The 19,257-nt window shown below is 55.0% G+C and carries 27 protein-coding genes; 10 read left to right on the forward strand and 17 right to left on the reverse strand.

The genetic code is table 11. From position 1 onward, the window contains the following. Positions 1-13: 13 nt before the first annotated feature. From HBN61_RS05500 to HBN61_RS05565, 14 genes are all read right to left on the reverse strand, one after another. On the reverse strand, positions 14-631 hold the full coding sequence (locus tag HBN61_RS05500; protein WP_170046303.1) for an HK97 family phage prohead protease: 618 nt from the start codon (positions 629-631) through the stop codon (positions 14-16). A 4-nt stretch (positions 632-635) separates the two neighbouring features. Continuing rightward, a complete protein-coding gene (locus tag HBN61_RS05505; RefSeq protein WP_170046304.1) occupies positions 636-1,862 on the reverse strand; it encodes a phage portal protein in 1,227 nt (408 codons plus the stop codon). Continuing rightward, positions 1,859-2,005, reverse strand: a complete 147-nt coding sequence (locus HBN61_RS05510) for a hypothetical protein (RefSeq protein ID WP_170046305.1) — start codon at positions 2,003-2,005, stop codon at positions 1,859-1,861. Before HBN61_RS05510 ends, HBN61_RS05505 begins: the two co-directional genes overlap by 4 nt. Before the next feature lie 4 nt (positions 2,006-2,009). Continuing rightward, positions 2,010-3,713 carry a terminase large subunit gene (locus tag HBN61_RS05515; protein WP_170046306.1) on the reverse strand — a complete coding sequence of 568 codons (1,704 nt, stop codon included), beginning with the start codon at positions 3,711-3,713 and terminating at the stop codon, positions 2,010-2,012. A 3-nt stretch (positions 3,714-3,716) separates the two neighbouring features. Beyond that, positions 3,717-4,205, reverse strand: coding sequence for a phage terminase small subunit P27 family (locus HBN61_RS05520; protein WP_170046307.1), 489 nt, complete (start codon positions 4,203-4,205; stop codon positions 3,717-3,719). 180 nt (positions 4,206-4,385) lie between these two features. After that, positions 4,386-4,760 (reverse strand): HNH endonuclease, encoded by a 375-nt coding sequence (locus HBN61_RS22915; protein ID WP_170046308.1) that lies wholly within the window; start codon positions 4,758-4,760, stop codon positions 4,386-4,388. A 33-nt stretch (positions 4,761-4,793) separates the two neighbouring features. Beyond that, complete coding sequence (locus HBN61_RS05530) at positions 4,794-5,123, reverse strand: phage holin, lambda family (protein WP_047276640.1); 330 nt, start codon at positions 5,121-5,123, stop codon at positions 4,794-4,796. Between the two features lie 156 nt (positions 5,124-5,279). Continuing rightward, entirely contained in the window at positions 5,280-5,777 is a 498-nt protein-coding gene (locus HBN61_RS05535; RefSeq protein WP_170046309.1) for a hypothetical protein, read from the reverse strand. Positions 5,778-5,885: 108 nt separating this feature from the next. After that, positions 5,886-6,227: an antiterminator Q family protein gene (locus HBN61_RS05540; protein ID WP_170046310.1), complete on the reverse strand. Its 342-nt coding sequence runs from the start codon at positions 6,225-6,227 to the stop codon at positions 5,886-5,888. Between the two features lie 17 nt (positions 6,228-6,244). Next, positions 6,245-7,540 (reverse strand): tyrosine-type recombinase/integrase, encoded by a 1,296-nt coding sequence (locus HBN61_RS05545; RefSeq protein WP_169862479.1) that lies wholly within the window; start codon positions 7,538-7,540, stop codon positions 6,245-6,247. Continuing rightward, complete coding sequence (locus HBN61_RS05550) at positions 7,537-7,746, reverse strand: hypothetical protein (protein WP_169862476.1); 210 nt, start codon at positions 7,744-7,746, stop codon at positions 7,537-7,539. Before HBN61_RS05550 ends, HBN61_RS05545 begins: the two co-directional genes overlap by 4 nt. Then, positions 7,746-9,113, reverse strand: coding sequence for a replicative DNA helicase (dnaB, locus tag HBN61_RS05555; protein ID WP_169862474.1), 1,368 nt, complete (start codon positions 9,111-9,113; stop codon positions 7,746-7,748). Before dnaB ends, HBN61_RS05550 begins: the two co-directional genes overlap by 1 nt. After that, complete coding sequence (locus HBN61_RS05560; protein ID WP_338147998.1) at positions 9,106-9,816, reverse strand: helix-turn-helix domain-containing protein; 711 nt, start codon at positions 9,814-9,816, stop codon at positions 9,106-9,108. The genes dnaB and HBN61_RS05560 overlap by 8 nt, the downstream gene beginning before the upstream one ends. Positions 9,817-10,045: 229 nt before the next feature. Beyond that, a complete protein-coding gene (locus HBN61_RS05565; protein WP_186347821.1) occupies positions 10,046-10,276 on the reverse strand; it encodes a hypothetical protein in 231 nt (76 codons plus the stop codon). 59 nt (positions 10,277-10,335) lie between these two features. Here HBN61_RS05565 and HBN61_RS05570 point away from each other — a divergent pair, with 59 nt between their 5' ends. From HBN61_RS05570 to HBN61_RS05585, 4 genes are all read left to right on the forward strand, one after another. Beyond that, positions 10,336-10,998 (forward strand): LexA family protein, encoded by a 663-nt coding sequence (locus HBN61_RS05570; protein ID WP_170046311.1) that lies wholly within the window; start codon positions 10,336-10,338, stop codon positions 10,996-10,998. Between the two features lie 579 nt (positions 10,999-11,577). Then, complete coding sequence (locus HBN61_RS05575) at positions 11,578-11,961, forward strand: helix-turn-helix domain-containing protein (protein WP_047280299.1); 384 nt, start codon at positions 11,578-11,580, stop codon at positions 11,959-11,961. A gap of 394 nt (positions 11,962-12,355) precedes the next feature. Continuing rightward, positions 12,356-12,703, forward strand: coding sequence for a hypothetical protein (locus tag HBN61_RS05580; RefSeq protein WP_170046312.1), 348 nt, complete (start codon positions 12,356-12,358; stop codon positions 12,701-12,703). A gap of 81 nt (positions 12,704-12,784) precedes the next feature. Beyond that, positions 12,785-13,150 (forward strand): hypothetical protein, encoded by a 366-nt coding sequence (locus HBN61_RS05585; RefSeq protein WP_170046313.1) that lies wholly within the window; start codon positions 12,785-12,787, stop codon positions 13,148-13,150. 14 nt (positions 13,151-13,164) lie between these two features. Here the strand turns inward: HBN61_RS05585 and HBN61_RS05590 are convergent, their stop codons facing one another. Further along, entirely contained in the window at positions 13,165-13,896 is a 732-nt protein-coding gene (locus HBN61_RS05590; protein WP_170046314.1) for a DUF5677 domain-containing protein, read from the reverse strand. A 129-nt stretch (positions 13,897-14,025) separates the two neighbouring features. Here HBN61_RS05590 and yejK point away from each other — a divergent pair, with 129 nt between their 5' ends. The 3 genes from yejK to HBN61_RS05605 all read left to right on the forward strand — a co-directional run bounded on the left by yejK (position 14,026) and on the right by HBN61_RS05605 (position 16,104). After that, positions 14,026-15,030, forward strand: a complete 1,005-nt coding sequence (yejK, locus tag HBN61_RS05595; protein ID WP_170046315.1) for a nucleoid-associated protein YejK — start codon at positions 14,026-14,028, stop codon at positions 15,028-15,030. 12 nt (positions 15,031-15,042) lie between these two features. Further along, complete coding sequence (locus HBN61_RS05600) at positions 15,043-15,432, forward strand: hypothetical protein (protein WP_170046244.1); 390 nt, start codon at positions 15,043-15,045, stop codon at positions 15,430-15,432. A gap of 291 nt (positions 15,433-15,723) precedes the next feature. Further along, on the forward strand, positions 15,724-16,104 hold the full coding sequence (locus HBN61_RS05605) for a hypothetical protein (protein ID WP_170046316.1): 381 nt from the start codon (positions 15,724-15,726) through the stop codon (positions 16,102-16,104). Positions 16,105-16,269: 165 nt separating this feature from the next. Here the strand turns inward: HBN61_RS05605 and HBN61_RS05610 are convergent, their stop codons facing one another. Further along, complete coding sequence (locus tag HBN61_RS05610; protein ID WP_346266454.1) at positions 16,270-16,512, reverse strand: hypothetical protein; 243 nt, start codon at positions 16,510-16,512, stop codon at positions 16,270-16,272. A gap of 456 nt (positions 16,513-16,968) precedes the next feature. Between HBN61_RS05610 and HBN61_RS05615 the strand changes: the two genes are divergently transcribed. From HBN61_RS05615 to HBN61_RS05625, 3 genes are all read left to right on the forward strand, one after another. Next, positions 16,969-17,241, forward strand: a complete 273-nt coding sequence (locus tag HBN61_RS05615; protein WP_170046339.1) for a hypothetical protein — start codon at positions 16,969-16,971, stop codon at positions 17,239-17,241. Beyond that, a complete protein-coding gene (locus HBN61_RS05620; protein ID WP_170046317.1) occupies positions 17,238-17,711 on the forward strand; it encodes an SAM-dependent methyltransferase in 474 nt (157 codons plus the stop codon). Before HBN61_RS05615 ends, HBN61_RS05620 begins: the two co-directional genes overlap by 4 nt. Before the next feature lie 71 nt (positions 17,712-17,782). Next, the gene (locus tag HBN61_RS05625) at positions 17,783-17,995 is read left to right on the forward strand and encodes a helix-turn-helix transcriptional regulator (protein WP_047276666.1); all 213 of its coding nucleotides are present in this window, start codon (positions 17,783-17,785) and stop codon (positions 17,993-17,995) included. Here HBN61_RS05625 and HBN61_RS05630 read toward each other — a convergent pair. Further along, positions 17,992-19,221 carry a tyrosine-type recombinase/integrase gene (locus tag HBN61_RS05630; RefSeq protein WP_047281003.1) on the reverse strand — a complete coding sequence of 410 codons (1,230 nt, stop codon included), beginning with the start codon at positions 19,219-19,221 and terminating at the stop codon, positions 17,992-17,994. The two genes, HBN61_RS05625 and HBN61_RS05630, sit on opposite strands and share 4 nt — an antisense overlap. Between the last annotated feature and the right edge of the window lie 36 nt (positions 19,222-19,257).

A 19,257-nucleotide genomic window follows, 5' to 3' on the forward strand; every position in this document is an offset into this window, starting at 1 on the left:
ATCCCCCAAGGGCTTAAAGGTCGTTCAAATCCAGCAGGCGCTCTCGGGCTTCACGCTCAAACAAAGCGCGACCCTCAAGGCCTTCGGTGTTCGCCTGCTTCCAGGCATTCAGGGAGCGCTGGGCAGCGCTTGAGTCGGGATAGGCGGGAAATGACACTGGGCCCACGTCGCGCAGTTCGGCGATCTTGTAAATCGTCCGCACCACCACGCCGTCTTCTTCGTGCCACGTGTCTCCACCGGGCGCTACACGCATAGCGAAACTGCTACCTGACATGTCGCCGCGCGCAATCGGCGCGACAACCAGATCACGAATGGTCAGGGTGTCGGGCGTGTCGATTTCATATGCCAGACCACGCTCATCGACAGTCAGGCGCAACGTGCCGCTAGTGGTGCGCCCCAACAGATAGTTGGGGTCGTGGTTGAATAGGCCGCGAGTGTCTTGGGCCAGCACCTCGTCAAAGGCGCCAGGGGCAATCAGCTCGACAAAGAAGCCACCCAGCAAGTCGCTACGTGTATTGAAGACAGCGGCATAACCAACAATCTTTGGCGCCCCGGCCTGACCGTCAGGAAGCTGGACAGCGCGAAGCTCGCACTGCTGCGCGGGCAGCATGCGTTTTTCAATTTCACTCATAGGATTATTCCGGGTTCGTTACGGGTAACGGCCGGCCGTCAGGGCCCAGCAACGTGGTGTTGACGTTGAGCAACATCAAATCAAGACCGGCACGCGGGTTGAGGTCTTCGAGCACGCGCACTTCATTGCGATCCATCCAGCCATCTTGAATGGCAATGCGGTAGAACTCGGCGCGCTCTTTCGGAGTTCCGCGCAACAGCCCGGCAAGGTTGAATTTGACGTAATAACCGGCCAACCGCTCAGCACGGGTAAAGACCCGGCGGTTGATTTCTTCTTCCCAATTTTTGACCCACGGCATGATCGAGTGCCGGACAAACTGGATAGCCTGCTCGCTGATATTCGAGAACGTAGCCTTTTCAAGATCGTTGATCATGTGAGAAGGCAAGTTGAACATGCTGGCAATCTCACTCCGGGTCAGCTTGCGCGTCTCCAAAAACTGGGCGTCCTCAGGTGCAATGGTCAGCGCCTTGTAATCCAGATCCGCCGGCAGTAAGAGCGTTTTATTGTCCGAACCTTTTAGCCTTTGAACCGCACTATTCCAGGCACTTTTAAGACGAGTCCACGCCTCTTCTGTCAGCTTTCCGTCCTTGAGCGTGACCAGCCCTGTAGGTCGGCCGCCACCTTCAAAAAACTCCTTTCCGTACCGCACAGCGGCCAAACCAAGCCCTACGGTTTCCGCGTTCTGTCGAATAGGACTGGTGCCCATGCGCCGACCTGAACCAATGGCGCGCAGATGAATCATGTCCTCAGGGGACACAGCCAACGGGGCGCCGTCTTCATCTTGCGTTGAGTAAATCCAGCGGCTGCCGTTCTTTATCAGGTCAGTGATTTGCGGCTCACACATTTCCAGCGATTGCAGTTCGCCGCGACGACTACGCACCAAACGCGTAAAGCCATTGCCATGCGCCAAGGTGTGAGCCTGTTTTGTCTCGCGCCACCTGTAAGAGGTCTGCCACTGGTTTGGCTCGTCATGCAGCAAGTAATGCGCGGGGTGATCCGTGGCCGGAACAATCTCACCGTTAACTTTACGCAGCACGTTTAACGGCAGTTGAGCCATGGTGCTGGAAAGCACGTAGATACAGGCATACACCGCCGTTAACTTCTGTGCTGTTTCAGGGCTTACGTTGATCCCATTCGCCGAACACAGCAGCTCACCTAACGCTTTGCTACTCAACTTCGTAGCCGGGTTTTCAAGACTGCTACGGCTCTCATACATCGAACCAAAGATCATGTCTGAACAGCCTTGATAGCGCCGGCCACAAGCCCAACACCACCGACAATCAGCGCCCAACCCGGACCAAACTGAACGTACAAACCAGCAACAAGCAGACAATAGCCTGCCGTCCCAACAAACTCAGGAAGCATCTTTTTCATAGGGTTATCCGACTAAAAAGTCATCGTCCTCAAGGGTTTCAAGCAACGAGCGCGTGACACCATCCGCCAACAGAGCGCGACTCATGGCCATCAAAATGGCAACCATGCCGTCGATTTTTTTTGCACTGCTTTCTTTGGTTGGTGTAATGCAACCCTTGTACTCATGGGCTACAACGTTGCTCGCCATCCAGGCCAACACCGGATCACCGCTATGTCGCACACGTCCAGAAACCAAAGCGGCCTCCAATTCACGCATGGCTAAGTTCATCGTCTGAATACCGCCGCCGACCTCAATAACTTCAGCGCCATCTTTCTGCAGTTGGTGCGCAAGTTGAGTCGCCCGCCACTTGTCGTAGGCGACTTCCTCAACTTGGTGATCACCGCCGATGGCCTTCACGTCATCACGGATAACGTCAAAATCTAGTTCTTCGCCATCGGTTGTGATCAGGTTGCCCTCATTAACCCAGCGCTCGTAAGCCTCTTGGTTAGGGCCATCAGCCTGAACAGCTCCTTCTGGCAGATAGTGCCGATTGAAGAACGACCAAATGTCACGGCCGTCTTTGTCCTTTTCGCGGAACACAATGGCAATGTCGGCAATGTCGCACTTGCTAGCCAAGTCAACCCCGAGATAGCAGGGTTTACCTAACATGTCATCAAGGCTCAGGTTGCTATCTTTGGCCTTATCCCAATCCAACTGGTTAAGCCAAGCTTTCTTAGCGTTCACCCATAAGTTGCAATGTTTGGTTTTGAATGCGTTCTGCCGTGACGGGTAACGGGTTGCGTCTGCCAAGCTGCGCTGTAGGTTTTCCGGGTAGATCGAAACCCCATAGTTTGGGTTGGCCTTCTTCAAGGCCTGCAAGCTTCGCCAGTCGTCCTGCTCATCGAGCGTGTAGATCAACCCAAACAGCTCGTCGTTGGCTACGACGTTTTCAAGCATTGAGCAGACCTGCTTACGCTTCTCGTAGCATGGCCCGGCGATATTTGAACCAGCGGTCGTGATGGTGAAAATCAACGCCTGTTCACGGGAACCCATGCCGGTCAGCATGGTTTCATAAAGCGCGTCACTCTCGTGTTCGTGATACTCATCGACCAGTGAGCAACTGGGCGAAGAACCGTCGCCGGGGTCGCCAATAATCGGCTCAAGGCGGCTACCGTCATCAGGTATGGCCAAGCTGCGAGCATTGATTTCAACACCGGCTGCCTCGACTAAATCCGGCGTTTTGAGCATCATCAAGCGCGCAGGGCGGAACACCTCCCACGCCTGTTTCTCAGTGGTCGCGCCGCAATACACCTCGGCGCCAAACTCGCCATCAGCACACATCATGTAAAGCGCAACCCCGGCCGCTACCACGCTCTTACCGTTCTTGCGGGGTATCTCGCAATACACCTCACGGAAGCGCCTTAAGCCGCTTTTCTTGCTGACCCAGCCAAACACGCAGCAGAAGATAAACATCTGCCACGGCTCCAACTTGAGTAACCGCCGCTCTCGCGCCCACTTGCCTTTTGTGTGCGGCAACAACTGGACAAAAGCGCAAACCCTCTCAGCAGCGGCCTTATTGAACTTCCATTTGAAATTCCGGCTCTTGCTGGACTCCAGGTCATCAAGGTGACGCTTGCAAGCCAAGCGAACCCATTTACACGCCTCGACTTTTCCAGCCACCACGTTTCGGGCGTACCTGTTCGCCGCGTTCACGCTCACATTGGCCATGGATCACTTCCCGCGCTTGCCCCCGAGCAACGCGGTAAAGGCATTGGATTTTTTAGACTTTGGCACGACCAACCGCGCCCGACTTGCCGGGTCAAGCCCCAAGGCTGCGCCGTAGCTGGTCATTTGCCGCATGGCTTCGTTGGCCACCGTGCACGCGGGGTTCTTCACTCGCCCCATGGCCGTCTTGATCGTAATACCGTTACGCATAACGTCACTCTCCGCTTCACGCCAACGGCTGTAGGCAAGACAGAAGCCTTCCAGCACATGCAAGTCAGTTAGGGTCAGTACCTTGGCGTCGATTAACTCCGGGGCCAGCTTGTCCCACATTGTCCCGGCGTATTCGCTCATCCAGTCCGGCGCAGGCGGCGCGATCAGCAGCGTTGAGAAGTCCGGTTCAGCATCGTTAAGTCTTCGCTTTCCCGGATTTCCGGCCGCACGCTTTTGGGCGGTCGGCTTGGGTTTCCGGCCTCCACCGGGGGCACGCGCAGCCATGAAAATTCCTATTTCGGTAGGCGGTACACCCCGTTTTTCGGGGATACCCTGATTTTTTTATTTCGCGGTCGCGTGAAAAAGGCTGGGCGAGCGGTGGAGACAAGGGAGGGCTGTAGAGATTTGCCCTACCCCCCTCTAACAGAGAACTTTTCTAGAAATTCCAGCACTTTTCGAAGAAACTCACAGCCTTGAGGCTCGTCTAGCCGCAGCCGACTCGGCTTGTGTTTTTCTCTTGTGACAGTCCACGTTTATGGCTGCGAGATTGTCAAAATCATCACTTCCACCGAGGTGTTTGGGCGTCACGTGGTCAACTTCTGATGCAGGAAGACGACGACCTTTGCAGTCAGCGCACTGGCACAGGTAACGATCACGCTTGAGTACTGCTGCCCTTTTCTTGCGCCATTCCCAGTCATACCCGCGCTGCTCAGCAGTCCCACGATCCGGGTTAGACCAGCCTGTCGCAAGGTGCGAATGGTCGTCGCAATAGCCGTGCTTACTCTGCGTCTTGCCCGGACACAGCGGTTGCCGGCACGCGCGCTTGGCCTTTGGCGGCATTGCTTTGAGCCTCCTGCTTGAAGATGCAGTCTATTAATCTGATCTGCGTGGCAGCTTGAAGTCAGCGAAGCGATCAGCAAAATCAGCGATCTTCTTCACACCCAAGAAGCCAATCCAAATGCCTGCGGGTGTAGCCAGACTGGACGGCAGGCCGAAGTACTCCAGCACCGCAATCAGGCTGGTGGTGAGCAACATACAGATAGTTGCTTCAAGCATCGCCTGTCGCCGCGTCCCACCGCCGTAGATGATGCGGGCGACAGCCATCGCAGCTGACGCTAAGGCCGCGTAAATAGTTGGCGAGTGCTGACTCAGCCACGCGAGCGCTATCACCCAGGTGTCTGGCTTATCAGGCATATGAGGCATCCGGTGTCCTCCCTTGCGGGGAGTGAAATAAGTTCGGTCCTGACAGCACTCCCGGCTTAGAGCTACGGGTGTGGTGGGGCCGAAAATGAAAAAGCCCCGGCAAATGCCGAGGCTTCTTAGCAAATTAGTAGGGCGCGATTGCTTCGCGCTCATGGCTCAAAGACCAGCTACAACTACTTCTATCTCTCGTTCAACATCCGAAAGGGCAAACTCAAACACTATAACTGTCCGATTTAGACTAACGACCTTGGCTTGGATATCACCAATGAACTGGACGCTTGTGGCATCGTTCACCATAGCGATGGGTAGTGCAATAGTACGTTTAGACTCACCTGCCATAAGAGTAACCATGCGACGAGCAACAATCATACCGTTTGCATACAACGTATAGGAACCATTGGAATTATTTCCTTGCTCGAGGATCTGCTTCCTTTCAACCTCTTTTACAATATTCGGCGGAAGTGATTTACCAATTACTTGCTTTGAGATCTCCCCCATAGCATGCACTTCAAGTCCATCCCGCGAGGCCTTAAAGATACTGATCCTGCCAATAAACTCTCTGAACTGATCGCGAAAAAAAAATAGCACGACAATAACGACCACAGGCCAAACAAGATTATTAATAAGTGCCGCAACTAATTCATATCCGTTCAAAAGAGAGATCCTTTTCCATTAAACAGCAAAAAGCCCAACTCAGGGTCGGGCTTTGCTCGCGGAAAAACCGCAAAGTAACGAGAAAAGTACATGTCGAGACCGGGCCTGTCAAGCTGCCAAACGACGAACATCTAAAGCCCCATCTATCCACGCAACACCTGCTTTCCACAACTGTCGGGTCTTCTCTTCTCCGTACCCAAGCTTCTTACCCACATCCGCCAACGCCTTATCCCTTGCGGTGTAGTACTTCATGATCACATCCCCGCACTCCTTGTAACGCTGAATAAGACGACCCACTAACCGATCAATCATCAAAGCATCCTCATCAGTGATCATCGGCGAGTACAGGTCGTTCTCTCTAGATGCACAGCAGGACACTCCAGATCCCAAAACGACCCAGCGGCCCCAGTGCTCCAACAAGTCTTCGACGGATCGATCAGTAACTTTCATTACTCTGGCCATCGATTTTAATCCTCGCCTATGGTTGTTTTCTGAATAGCACTGCAAGCCACGCCCTTAGCGGCTTCCAGCGTATTACCGGATTCTTTGAATCTAACGCCTGTCTGCCCGTGGATCAGGTTCAAACCTTTCTGATCTAGATGCGCGTGCCACTTCTCCAGCGCGTCACGCTTGCGGCCCATCACGTCCGACTGGATGTACACCTGCACGTTATGGCCCATGGCGTGGTTGATCAGCAGCTCACCAATCAAGTGATCAATGCCAAGGTCAGCCCATGCGGTACGAGCTACTTTGCGCAGGTCGTGGCTGGTCCACTCGCCCTTGCCCAGCCGGGTGAACACGGCACTGGCCTGCCCTTCACTCAACGGCTTGCCACTGCGCGCGGGGAACAGGTACTGGCCGTCATAGCCGCGGGCGGTTTGAGTTTCTCGGTACTGGATCAACAGGGTGCGGACTTGCTCAGTGAGCGGCAGGTGATGCTCAACACCGGTCTTGGTGTGCTCAGCCGGAATGAACCACTCACCCTCGGCCAGACTGATATGCGACCAGCGCGCTTGCCGGGTCTCACCAATGCGCGTGCCGTGGCACAGCATCATCAGGGCCAGCATGGCGTCAGCCGGTTCGCTATCCATCACCCGCCCCAACTCACCGAGCAAGTCCTGCAACTGCACCCCGCGCAAACGAGACGGTTTGATGCTCACCTTGGCCTTGGAGAAGTCCTTGAACTTGATGCCCGCCATCGGATTGGACGTGATCAGGCCCAACGCCAACGCCTGTCGAAACGCCAAAGCCAGCAACTGGAACGCCAAGCGCACGTAATCGATTGAGAGGGTTTCTTGCAGCGGCCACATCAGCAACTTGTCGAGCGCCGCCTTGTTGACCTCGACCAACGGCAAGTCACCCAGGCGCGGCAACAGATGGCACTTCATGGCCGAGGCGCCGGTGTTCTTGCGCTTGGCCGACAGATTGCGGTCACGGGCCATGCGATCGGCATACCAGGTCAGCAGTTCACCCGTGGTCGCCCACTGCGAAATGGCCGAGCCAGCATCAGCAGAAACCCGCAGGCGAACAGATGGCAGCGCGGCTAGCACCTGCTTTGCACTCAAGTCCGGGAACGCGCCGATACGGTGCCAACGGCGTTTATTGACCAAGTACCAGGAGCCTCGGGTGCGGTTCTTGCCAAACCGAAAATGCAACGCAGGATGGCCGGCATCACGCAAATCCCGCACGTGCTCAAGCTTGGAATTGCGCCCAATCTCCGCATCGGACAGTTTCACGGTCAGGGTTTTTATTTTGGTGTTCACAGGGCACCTTTCGGTTGAGGCTGCCGGTCGACAACCTCGTAAGTGGTTGGCCACATCAGGCGGCCAAAGGTGTGGGCCACGCTTTCATGCTCAAACAAGGCTACGGCGCGGTCAGGGCCGTAGCTCAAATCGAGCTTGTACGAACAGCAGTGAACGGCCCAGCGGAACGCACTCGGCTCAGCCGGGGCGAGATTGGGGTTAGGCATCAGGATTTATCCTTGCTGTAACGGCTGGCCATACTGGTGACCTTCTGAACCTTTGGCGTCTCGACCCAGCCCGCCGCCAGTTGCTCAAACCGGCTGTACTGACCCAGAAAGGCCGTGCGTACGGTGCCGGTTTCGATGTCCCGGCCTTTGCCGATAATGATTTCTGCAATGCCCTTGGCATCGCTGTGTTCGTGGTAAACCTCATCGCGGTACACAAACAGGATGATGTCCGCGTCTTGCTCAATTGCCCCGGACTCACGCAGGTCAGAGCAGAGTGGGCGCTTGTTTGGGCGCTTTTCGCATTCGCGTGATAGCTGGCTCAGCAAAATCACCGGGATACCCAGCTCACGGGCCATCAACTTGGCGCTACGGGTCATGTAACTGATTTCCTGCTCGCGGCTGAACGTGCGTGAATCGGCGTCCATCAGTTGCAGGTAATCGATCACGATCAAATCCAGACCGTGTCGGCGCTTGTGTCGACGCGCAGCCGAACGAATCCGGTTGATCGTCATTGACGCCCGGTCTGAGATAGATAATTTGGAGTGCTTGAGCTTTCCCGCAGCGCTCATCAACTCAGCGCCATGGGTCTGAGGCGCTGTACCGTTCTTGATCAGTTGCAGCGGGATTCGGCCTTCGGAAGCCATAAAACGATCCAGCAGACCTGTACTGTTCATCTCCAGGCTGAACGCCATGACACTCTTGGCCTCGCGGATCGCAACGTGGGAAGCAATGTTCATGGCCAAGGTGGTTTTACCCATCGCCGGACGGCCCGCAATGATGATCAACTGCTCAGGCTTCAAGCCTTGCAGCTTGGCGTCCAGGTCAGGAATGCCAGTAGACAACCCGTCGATGCCCTCACCACGATCAGCGCGAGCCTGCAAAACCTCGATGTAGTCATCCAGCATGTCTTCGGCCATGACAACCTCGGACGTTGCGGACTGCCCGTCGATGGCCTGCGCTTCAGCCTGCACCGCTGCGACCTTGTCCACAGTTGGCTGGTCGCTGTGAGCAATCTCGTTGATGCGGTCGCTCAATTCGATCATGGCCCGGTCGAGGCTGCGCTCACGAACCGTGAGGGCGTACGACGCCGCGTTGGCAGCGCTTGGAACGTTGCGGGTAATTTCAGACGCGTACCAAATGGCTTTCTTGCCACTTGGCAGCTCGCCGATGTGGATGCCCACCGTCACGGGGTCAACCGGCTTGCAGTCAGCGTGCAAGCTCAAAATGCCGCGATACAGGGCAGCATTGTCCTGATAGTAAAAATCACCGACAGCCAGGTCAGCACTTAGGATGTCGATCAACTCAGGACGCAGGAACATCGCGCCCAGCACACCGTGTTCAGCCTCAACGCTGTAGGGATCACGCATTGTAATTACCCTCCACAACCTTGACGAAGTTGCTCGGCTTGATCAGCCAGTCAAACGTTGCCCGGAAAGGCTTTGCACCATCGCGACCGCTCTCCCCGCCCATCAGGAAAGTACTTGCGCTCACCAGCGCAAAGAAATCAGCCCAGAATTCAAGATCCTGATGAACTTCGCTTTCGTCCCATCGCGCTTTGATCTTGGCTCTCCGATCCTTGGTGAGCATTGCAACTTGTGGCAGCCCCGGAAGGGTTTGGTTGAACAAGTCGACGATGGCTTGCGGATCGCATTTCAGCTTCGAGACTTTCGACGAATTCACACCCTCCACAAGAGGTGACGGTTCAATTGATGGTTCCTTTACGGTTCTGGGGGCATATGGCGCCGGGGTATCCGGCATCTCCTGCCGGGGTGGTGGGGCATCTGCTGCCGGGGGGCATATGGCGCCGGGGGCATATCCTGCCGGGGTGATGGTGTACCAAGTGGATCGGCCGTAGCGCTGATTGCTAACCAATACACCCGCCTCTTCCAACCAACGCAACGCATCCCGTACAGCCCGCTCGGAGAGACAGGTACGAACACCAATTGTGCTGATCGAAGGCCAGCAAACTCCATCATCATTGGCGTTATCCGCAAGGCTGATCAACACCGCTTTTTTAGTAGCGGTCATGCCCTGCAACGGCCAGCACGCACTCATGATGACCGTACTCACAGCAGGCCGCCGGAAACGACTTGAGCACGACCCTGTGCGTTGTGGGTATTGTTTGAAAATCGTTTGGTGCTCATAATGACTCCCGTAAGTGTTGTGAAGCTGTGAAGAAGCCGGTCTAGCCACCGGCTTTTTTTTGCCTGCGATTTGGCTACTGGATGAATTACCAGCTAATCCGAGGTGCTACTGAACTGCCATTAACGGATAGATAATCAACTCAAAAGCGAATGACCTATCCCAGCCTGGCTTCACGCGCCTTGGTTTCTTTCAGGTAAATTTCTTCGATCGCTTTTCCTAATTCGTAACGAACCATTGCTCCATTAGCTGCTCGGCTGATAGTTGGCTGAGTTGAATCACAAATTTCGGCGATCTCTGCCTGCGACAGACCAAGCTGAAACAGGCTTGCAAGCATTGATTTAACGGTCACAGCGCTATCTCTATGATTATTTTCATAATAAATCATACGAAAACGGATAGCTCCACGCAATACAATTCAATTAATGCGTGAACGTATGGTGATTTATGAATATTGCTGAGCGCCTTCGCTCCAAGATGCTTGAGCTAGGACTGAACGAGAGTGAGCTGGGACGCCGCGCTGACGTACCACAGCCAACGATCAACCGGATTCTCTCGGGCGAGAGTGCCAGCCCGAGGCGTCCGACCATCGAGAAAATAGCCCGAGTTCTGAAGGTTTCCCCGAACTGGCTGATGTTCGGCGGAGCAGATGAATCCAAAAGCTTCGATGCCAACATAGAAATGGCTTTACAGCCTTCAAGATCATTTAGTTACCCGGAAATTAGCTGGGTACAGGCCGGGACTGCGTCTGAAGCAATGGAATTGTGTAATGTTTCCGCGTGTGCAACCCACACTTCAGACGTGTGGGCTGGCGAGCACGGGTTCTGGCTAAAAGTAATGGGGCCGTCAATGACTAGCCCTGTTGGGCCGTCTTTCCCAGAAGGCTTTTTAATACTCGTCGCGCCAGAGTTTGAGCCTCGATCTGGTCAATTCGTTGTTGCCAAACTGATAGATTCAAACGAAGCCACCTTCAAGCAATTTATAAGGGATTCAGGCACTTACTACCTGAAACCTCTCAATCCATCTTTCCCCACAATCCCTATGGACGATGCTTGGGTTGTGGTCGGGACAGTCGTTGACGGGAAAATGCCGAAGTCAATATTCAGATAGCTGCACCCCATCTGAACCAGCCAATTTGAAAAAACTTTAGCCCGCCATTGAGCGGGCTTATTTATGCGTTTGAAAATAATTATGCGAAAGCGTATTGACTGGAATTATGAGGATTCGTATAGTTTGCTCATCGCCGGTTCACACCGGCAGAAAGGTAGAGATGCCAGGGGTAACCCAAACGCTCTTTAACAACTCATCGATACACAGCGCCGAACGGGAAAGGTCGTTAGCGCACTCATAGGCTGGAGCCTCCCTGAGTGCTGCCGTATCGACCTCGGTAAGTCGGCGTGCAGCAACCCACCTTTGGAAATGGAGGATTTGCACCAATGCACATTTAAGCGATTCACCTGCGTGGCGTGGCAAGCCTGAAGGCTGCGCCCTACATCCTTACAGGCAGCGGACAGTGAGACCGAGGATGTGACCGCGCATCAACCGAAAGGTAGGTCTACCCCAGCGCACCAGGACAACTTGATGCAGTAACCCCAAGCCGTCGCCAGTAGCGAGCTTGGGGGTTCACGGACACTTTCACCGCTGCACCTGGGCAACCGGGTGCAACGGGAAAACAACCGAGAACACATCATGGAATCGACAATCGTAGACGGCGCATGGAAAGGCCACCTCGGCCGTGGCCTTGCGCCGCGTGAGCTGCAATTTGTTCTGTCGGTCGCACAAGGGCTCACCGCCAAAGAGATCGCCCGGGTGTTCGGCATTGCGCCAGGCACCGTGGTTAAGCGACTGGCCAACGCCATGTTTAAGCTTGGCGTTCACCGCCAAGGCGCGCTGGTCGCCGAAGCAATGCGCCGCCAGATCATCACACCGCTGTGCCTGCTGCTGGCTGGTCTGATCGCCATGCACACCGCCACAGATGACCAATTGGCCCGCCGCGACCGCCGCCCAACTGAGCGGCGATTCGCAGAAATGCGCCTGATACGCCGCGCAGAAGCTGTCGAGCTGATCGGCTAAACCGTATCAACCAGCGCCACGACAGCCTGTCGAAAACTGCCTGAGCGCCTGGTCCCCCATCATCAGGCCGCATCGGTCTGTACTCCGACTTTACAACCTGAATACAGACCGATGCGGAAGCCAACCCAGCAGACGCTGGACACCTGTATCACACCACTGCCGCGCGACCGCCCGCAGTGCACACCTGAACGGAGGATTTGCAGCCATGGGCAATTAACACGATTTACACGCTTCGCTCTTACATACGGCGGCGTTTGTAGAGCAGCTCACAGCCCGGTTTCGACCGGGCTTTTCAATCCTGCGGTTATTCGTCAGCACTCCCCTACGCGCCCACCGGCATATATCCCAGGCCCCGAGTGCTGACGAATACCCGTAACCCTGTCGAGGATCGACCATGCACCCAACCTTCTCCCAGCGCCGCGCCATTCTCGAAGGGTTGCGCGAACGCACACGCCAAGCCACTGCCGACTTCTACCAGAAGCCAAACGTGATCGCCCCGCCGTTAGCTCCGCGTTTCATCGTCAAGCCGACGGGCAGCAACACCTTTGAAGTGATCGAGCGCGCCACGGGCAAGATCATCACGGAGCGCTTCGGCCACAACAATGCGACCGCTCATGCTCGCGAGTTGGAAGCCAAGAAAGATCAGTTCGATGTGAAACAGTTCGGCCGTTTTCTGCGGGACTGGGCACTGCGCATCAGCCTGACGCTGACGGTGTTCGCATTCTTTGGCAGCCACATGTGAAACGCGCCACCACCTCTGCGCACCGCCGCCTTCGCCAAATTCAACATCACTTGCCGCCCAGCGGATTAGAAGAGGTAGGCCATGGCCGAAGCACAGGAGCCGACAAAGGAAGCCATCAAGCAAAAGAGAAAGCGCGAGAAGTCAGCAGCAAAGGACGCTGCGCTGGGCGTCGAGAAGTTCACGGTTGAGGTGGCTGGAGTGTTCAAGCCTGATCTGAAGAAGGTGATGAAGGCCCACGGCATCAATAACCAGCAGGAGGTTTACCAGCTGCTGCTGATGAACCTGATCGCCGCCGACTTCGAGGCCCAGGCCGCGATGCTGCGCTGTGTCACGACACCTTTTGTTGTTACTGAAAAGGTGTCGCGCATTATTCAGGCGGCTGGCATGAAATCAGTCGCCGACGATCCGCCAGAAGAAGATGACCAAATTGAGAAGCCGCGGCTATGAACATTAATCCCGGTTTATGATTTGAAATTTTCGTCAAGAACCTTGCTGGATAAGGTCAGACAGGTTTTAACCAGGTGCAACGTTAACTCCAGGTGTTGTTCAGTTGGGCCAGTAATGAGTGACCAACTGTCGTCAGAAACTGCAAACGACGAATCCATTGATCTGAGTGTCGCGTGGCTTGCAACATTGGAGAGTCCGCGATAAAGCGTTTGATATAGCGGAAGAAGATTTGCTATACGCGCAGCTTCGAAAACACTGAGCGTGTTTCCTTCCCCCTCGCCTCTGCTAGCAATCTCCTCCAGATCTTTTATGTTTTGTTCAGTGAGTCCTTGATTTTGCAGCGTTTGCAGCATCCCATTCGCTTGCTTACGTTCTTCCTCGTCACCTTTCCGAGCAATCTTGGCAAAAACTGCGGGCTCGTTGATAAGAGCAACTCCGTGAATTAAGGCCTCCGCTGCGGCCCGAGTAAGTGTTTGCGCATCTACCACTAGACCTTGCTGGCAAAGAATAATCGCAGCTTGAGAACTTCTAATTGTTCGCTGAAGAAAGATCAGCGAAGCCAGCATATGGATCTCTTTCTGAGAAACTTCAGCCTGCATCATAGAGCGCTGCGCATCATCAGATGCCGATTCGGCAGCAGCAAAAGAATTTTTATAGGCGTCTATAAGGGTTTCACGGACGAACTCCATTGCGGGTGACAAGAAACCCTTTAGATCTAAGGCGTCGTCCAGTTCCTTTTGCTTCATGTAGGACTCCAATAATTCGAGTGTTAGCGCAAGAAACGCAACATGTATGCAATCCCAACACAAATACCCCAACCAAAACCAAAATGCCACCACCGATCACGGAGGGCGGCGCCATTCCGAGGTAAACCCATGGCTATCCGCCACAGCATCATCCACCAGATCGACAAGAAGCCAGACGGCAGCCCTGCCGTATTGCTCGTCAGCGACACTGAGCTGGTCGAATCGCAAGCAACCGAAAACCTGCTGAATGACCTGAACATCGCCTACAACGCCAAGACCGGCAAAGGTTGGGGCTTCTTCCATGCTCAATCTGGCGCCTTCCCGCTTAGCGGCTGGTTGCAGACCTTTATCGATGGAGGCGACTTCATCGAATTCAGCCAAACCGCTGTCGAACACCTGACCAAGCTGATGGAAGAATCGAACCTTTCCGTTGGTGGCCACGTTCTGTTCGCGCACTACCAGCAAGGGCTCACTGAGTACCTGATCATCGCCCTGGTCCAGCACAGTGAAAGCGTGACGGTGAATGCCGACCTCAGCGTTACGCCTTCCAAGCATCTGGACTTCGGCAACATCCACTTGGCTACTCGGATCAACCTCTCAGAATGGCGTAACAACCCACAGTCGCGGCAGTACATTTCATTTCTCAAGGGCTCCAAAGGTCGCAAAGCAACCGACTACTTCCGCGACTTCATTGGCTGTCAGGAAGGCGTCGACGGGCCGGGTGAAACCAGAACACTGCTCAAGGCATTCAGTGACTTTGTGGCGGCTGAGGACTTGCATGAAGACAGTGCCCGCGAGAAGACTCAGGCGCTGGTCAGCTACTCAATGGCCCAGGCCAAGATTGGCGAGCCGATTGCGCTCGACGAACTGTCTGAATTGATTGATGAAGACCGGCCAAAAGCCTTCTACGACTTCATCCGCAACAAAGACTACGGCCTGTCGCCGGAGATTCCAGCCGATAAGCGCACCCTGAACCAGTACCGTCGCTTCACGGGTCGAACCAATGGCCTGTCGATCAGCTTTGAATCTCACATGCTCGGATCGGCAATTGAGTACGACGCAGAGGCAGGCAGCTTGCTGATGCGCGACCTGCCGACGCAGCTCAGGGATCAACTTAAGCGAGCCTCTGCCTGATTGGAGAAAGTCATGAGCACATTTGCAGTATTTGGAATGACCCGCGATGTCGCGCTGGCCGAGGCCAAGAAGCGCACCAAAGGCACCCGCAAGAATGTGAAGGCACCAGGCGGTGTAGAGCCTATTCCGCTGGCCGAATGGCTGGAGCTGGTCGAGAAGAAGACCGAGCAGATTATGGGGGGGGGTACAGTTCGCCAACTCTCCCCGCTGTTTGATGCCCCGCAGTACGCCGAGCAGTTCATTGAGCTGGCCCGCAAGACTATTCAATGCCGGGATTTGCGGATCAGAGCGAAGCGCATTATGACTGACGCAGATGGCAAACCAATCATCAACCCGAAGACGAAAGCACCAAAGGTTGGTTTCTGTGAGTGGCAGCCTGAAATGCGAAAGCAGGTTGCATAATTTCAAAAACATCACCGGGACCGGGACCGGTTTCGCTTGCAGCCTATTCATCATGTTATATCCAGCCAGAGCGTATCAACAATTCAATAACGCGAATTGTAGAGGCAAGCAGATTTAGAAAGTCGGATGTTCGTTTCATACAGTCAAGCTCCCAGTGGATATGCGCAGACATATTGAGGTCAGAACTCCTCGGTATGCGCACACGATCACCCTGCTCGAAATGACAGTCCTCTTGGGCTTTTTCCAATATCAACTTTGAACTGCTGGGCATGACCCGGCACAGGACGACTCATGCCTACAGAAAGCCAGCCTGAACGCACATTCATCGTGCTGAGCCTGAAACACACTCTCCGCCGCCACAAGGCAATCACCTTGTGGCGCCCAAATGATAGTGGTTATTGCTGGACACTGGAGCGTGCCGGGATCTACGGCGAATCTTTGGTGTTGGAGCGCCTGGGCTATTACAACAGCGGCTGCTCAAACATCGCCGCGCCTTACGAGTTGGTAAAACGCTTGGCGGTCGACATCGAGTACGACACCAAAGAGTTCGGCATCTGCCTGCCCAACAATGCAAAGACATGGAAGCAACTGCTCGCCTCAGTCATTCGCAAACCTGACTACCCGTCACGACCTGAATATCGCGGCGCTCGTTATTCCAAGGAGGCAGCATGACCGGCCTACGCCGAACAGTCAGGCTGCGCGGTGCTCCCATGCGTCCGCTGGACTTGAACGTCATGTGCGACCAATGCAACAGGTCTCGCGCCCACGGCAACCACACCAAATGCAGCAGGTTACGCCAAGCCGAAGCAGTTGAGCGGCGCTCGCAGAATAATTAATTCATCCTAACTGGCTATCAATGAATCTATTCGCCGCCCCTACTGCTTCGGCTAATGAGCTTTGATAATCAGGCCATTCCCCAACCAATTCGGCAGCGGTGATACCGAAACCAAGCACATCACTCGCGTCGACGATATGTACTGCCGCAGGTGCGCTGTCGTTGGGCTTAACCCAATAAAATTTTATAAAAACAGTCTGCCCCCTGTATCGATGCGTCAACGACATCTGCTTTTCGTATTGCACGAAACACACTCCAGTATTTCCAGGTAGTTACATCTAGTAGGCCTACTTTAGGTCTCATCCACAAATACGCCACTGCAAAACCAAATCCCATGGATCAGCCGCTACAGCGGTAAGGACGAAGTCATGCCTGAAGAAATTGTACTCAGCCTCAATCGAGCGGCGCGAGACGTCATCGCCGAGCGTCAACGCCAGGTTTCAGCCGAAGGTTATTCGCTGTACCGCGATGATCTCTATGTGAATGGGGAGCTCGCCGAAGCAGGCGCGACCTATGCAAGTCTTGCCGGAAAGCCGACCACGCGCAGTACGGCATGGCCTTGGAAGCAGGAGACGTGCAAGCCAAGCTCTGATCGGCGTCGTGACATGGTTAAGGCAGCAGCCCTGCTCCTGGCAGAGATTGAGCGCCTGGATCGGGTCGGCCTTATCAATCATCGACTTGTCCGGCGTGATGAATACGGAATGTTCGCTCATCCCGATATGCCCGACTTCGACGAGGGCGACGGTGATAAGTGCAAGGCCTGGATCGCTGAACAGGGCCTGCAGGTGAAGATGGTGTCGCTTGAATACCACAGCGACGAAGCGGTCTCTGAGCGCTATTTCGAAGCTGGCGATCCGGACTGCAGTTATTGGGAGCCGGATCGGCCTGATGGCGAAGGCTGGTTCTGCCTGTCGATTCACGACACCGACGACGGCCCAGTCTGCTGGTGGGCGCGCCGGGAGGTGACGCCATGACTGCCGCCGCCAAAATCCTCGACCCGTGCTGTGGCAGCCGAATGTTTTGGTTCGACAAGAGCGACCAGCGCGCCCTGTTCGGCGACATTCGAGACGAGCAACACGTGCTCTGTGATGGCCGGACCCTAAACGTTGAGCCCAACGTCATCATGGACTTTCGCACTCTGCCCTTCGCTGACTGTGCATTTAAGTTGGTGGTGTTTGATCCACCGCATCTGACCCGCGCAGGCCGTGATAGCTGGCTAAGGGCCAAGTACGGGCTGCTAACAGATGACTGGCGCGATGACTTGGCCAAGGGCTTTGCGGAGTGTTTTCGCGTGTTGTCCACCGACGGCGTGTTGATCTTCAAGTGGAACGAAACCCAAGTCAAAGTGAGCGAAATACTGGCACTCACTGATCAGCAGCCACTCTTCGGCCATAAGTCGGGTAAGCGTGTGAACACGCACTGGATGACGTTTATGAAGCACTAAACCTTCTGCCTCAAACTCCCCCCCCCACTCCCAAAACTATCCAGCCGTAACCGGCATGGCGAGGTAACTCTATGAACACTCAAAACACCCAACCAACCGAACTGATCGCGCTGCCTGAGGTGATCAAAATCACAGGCTTCAAGACCACTAAGATCTACGACATGGTGAATAAAGGCGCCTTCCCGAAAAAGGTGCACCTCGGCACACGCTCAGTGCGCTGGGTTAAAGCCGAGGTATTGCAATGGGCCAATGACCAAATGGCGGCACGTGAGCACCGCGCTTAATCGGCGGCCTCGGTCGCATCGAGAAAGTCAGCCCACTCCTGCATCATCACTCTCCGCTGTTCCACGTACTCCGCATGGTTGTACGTCTTGCGCACCTTATTATCCCCCGCGTGGGACAGCTGAGCCTCGATCCAGTCCTCTTTGTATCCCATCTCATTTAAGGCCGTTGAAAGCGTGGCGCGTATTCCGTGCCCGGTCAGTCGGCCTTCATATCCCATTTTTTTGATCGCGCTATTTACCGTGTTTTCGCTCATCGGTGTGTTCGGGTGATTCCTCCCGGGCAACAACAACCGACAGTGCTCACCGGTCATGCCTTTCAATGCACGCACCACCTCTACCGCCTGCCGCGACAGTGGCACCAGATACGGCGGTATTACATCCCCCTCTGTTCTAACCCGGCTGCGCAACTGCTTAACGTTGTCAGCCGGAACCGTCCACAGCGCGGCGTCCAGATCAAACTGATCTGGCGTTGCCGCTCTCAGCTCACCCGTCCGAACGCCTGTCAGCAGCAATAGCCGGATCGCATGCATAGTGAATACCGAACCTTTGAAATTGCGCAGGTCCAGCAGGAACGGTTTGAGTTCCGAGCGTTTCAGGAAAGGGTTGTGTTTCGCTGGCGGCTGCACGGCGGCAACAATATCGATATCTGCCGCAGGGTTAGTCTCGATCAGGCCCTGCGCTATGGCGTAGCGAAAAATCTGATTCAGCCAGGTGCGGCACTTCTCAGCCACATTCAGCGCGCCACGCTTTTCAACGCGATGTACTGCCGCTAGTACATCGGCACGCTTGATTTGGCTGATGGGGATTTTGCCCAGCATCGGTATCAGGTCTTTGTCCAAATACCTACGCGATTGCGCCGCTCCACCCTTCACAGCAGCCACCAGGCGTGGAGACTTGAAGTCGTACCATTTGTTGGCCACAACTTCGAAGGTGTTCTCGACCTCGGCACCAGCAGCGTGCCGGGCCTGCTTGCGCTCTAGCCGCGGATCAATGCCTTTTGCAACGAGCGCACGCGCCTGATCCCGCAGTTCGCGGGCTTCACGGAGGGTAATTTCGGGATATGTGCCAAGGGAGATGCGCGGTTGTTTGCCGTGCCAGCTAAATCGGAAGTGCCAGGACTTCTTGCCGTTGGCAGCCACGAACAGCGAAAGGCCGTCGAGATCACTCAGCGTAAAGTCTTTGTCACGGGGCTTGGCTTGCCTGACAGCGGTGTCAGTGAGGGGCATTAGTACATCACCATAGTGCTCGAATTACCGATGGAC

It is taken from the genome of Pseudomonas sp. WS 5071 (assembly GCF_012985765.1).
GTDB classification, from domain to species: Bacteria; Pseudomonadota; Gammaproteobacteria; order Pseudomonadales; family Pseudomonadaceae; genus Aquipseudomonas; species Aquipseudomonas lundensis_A.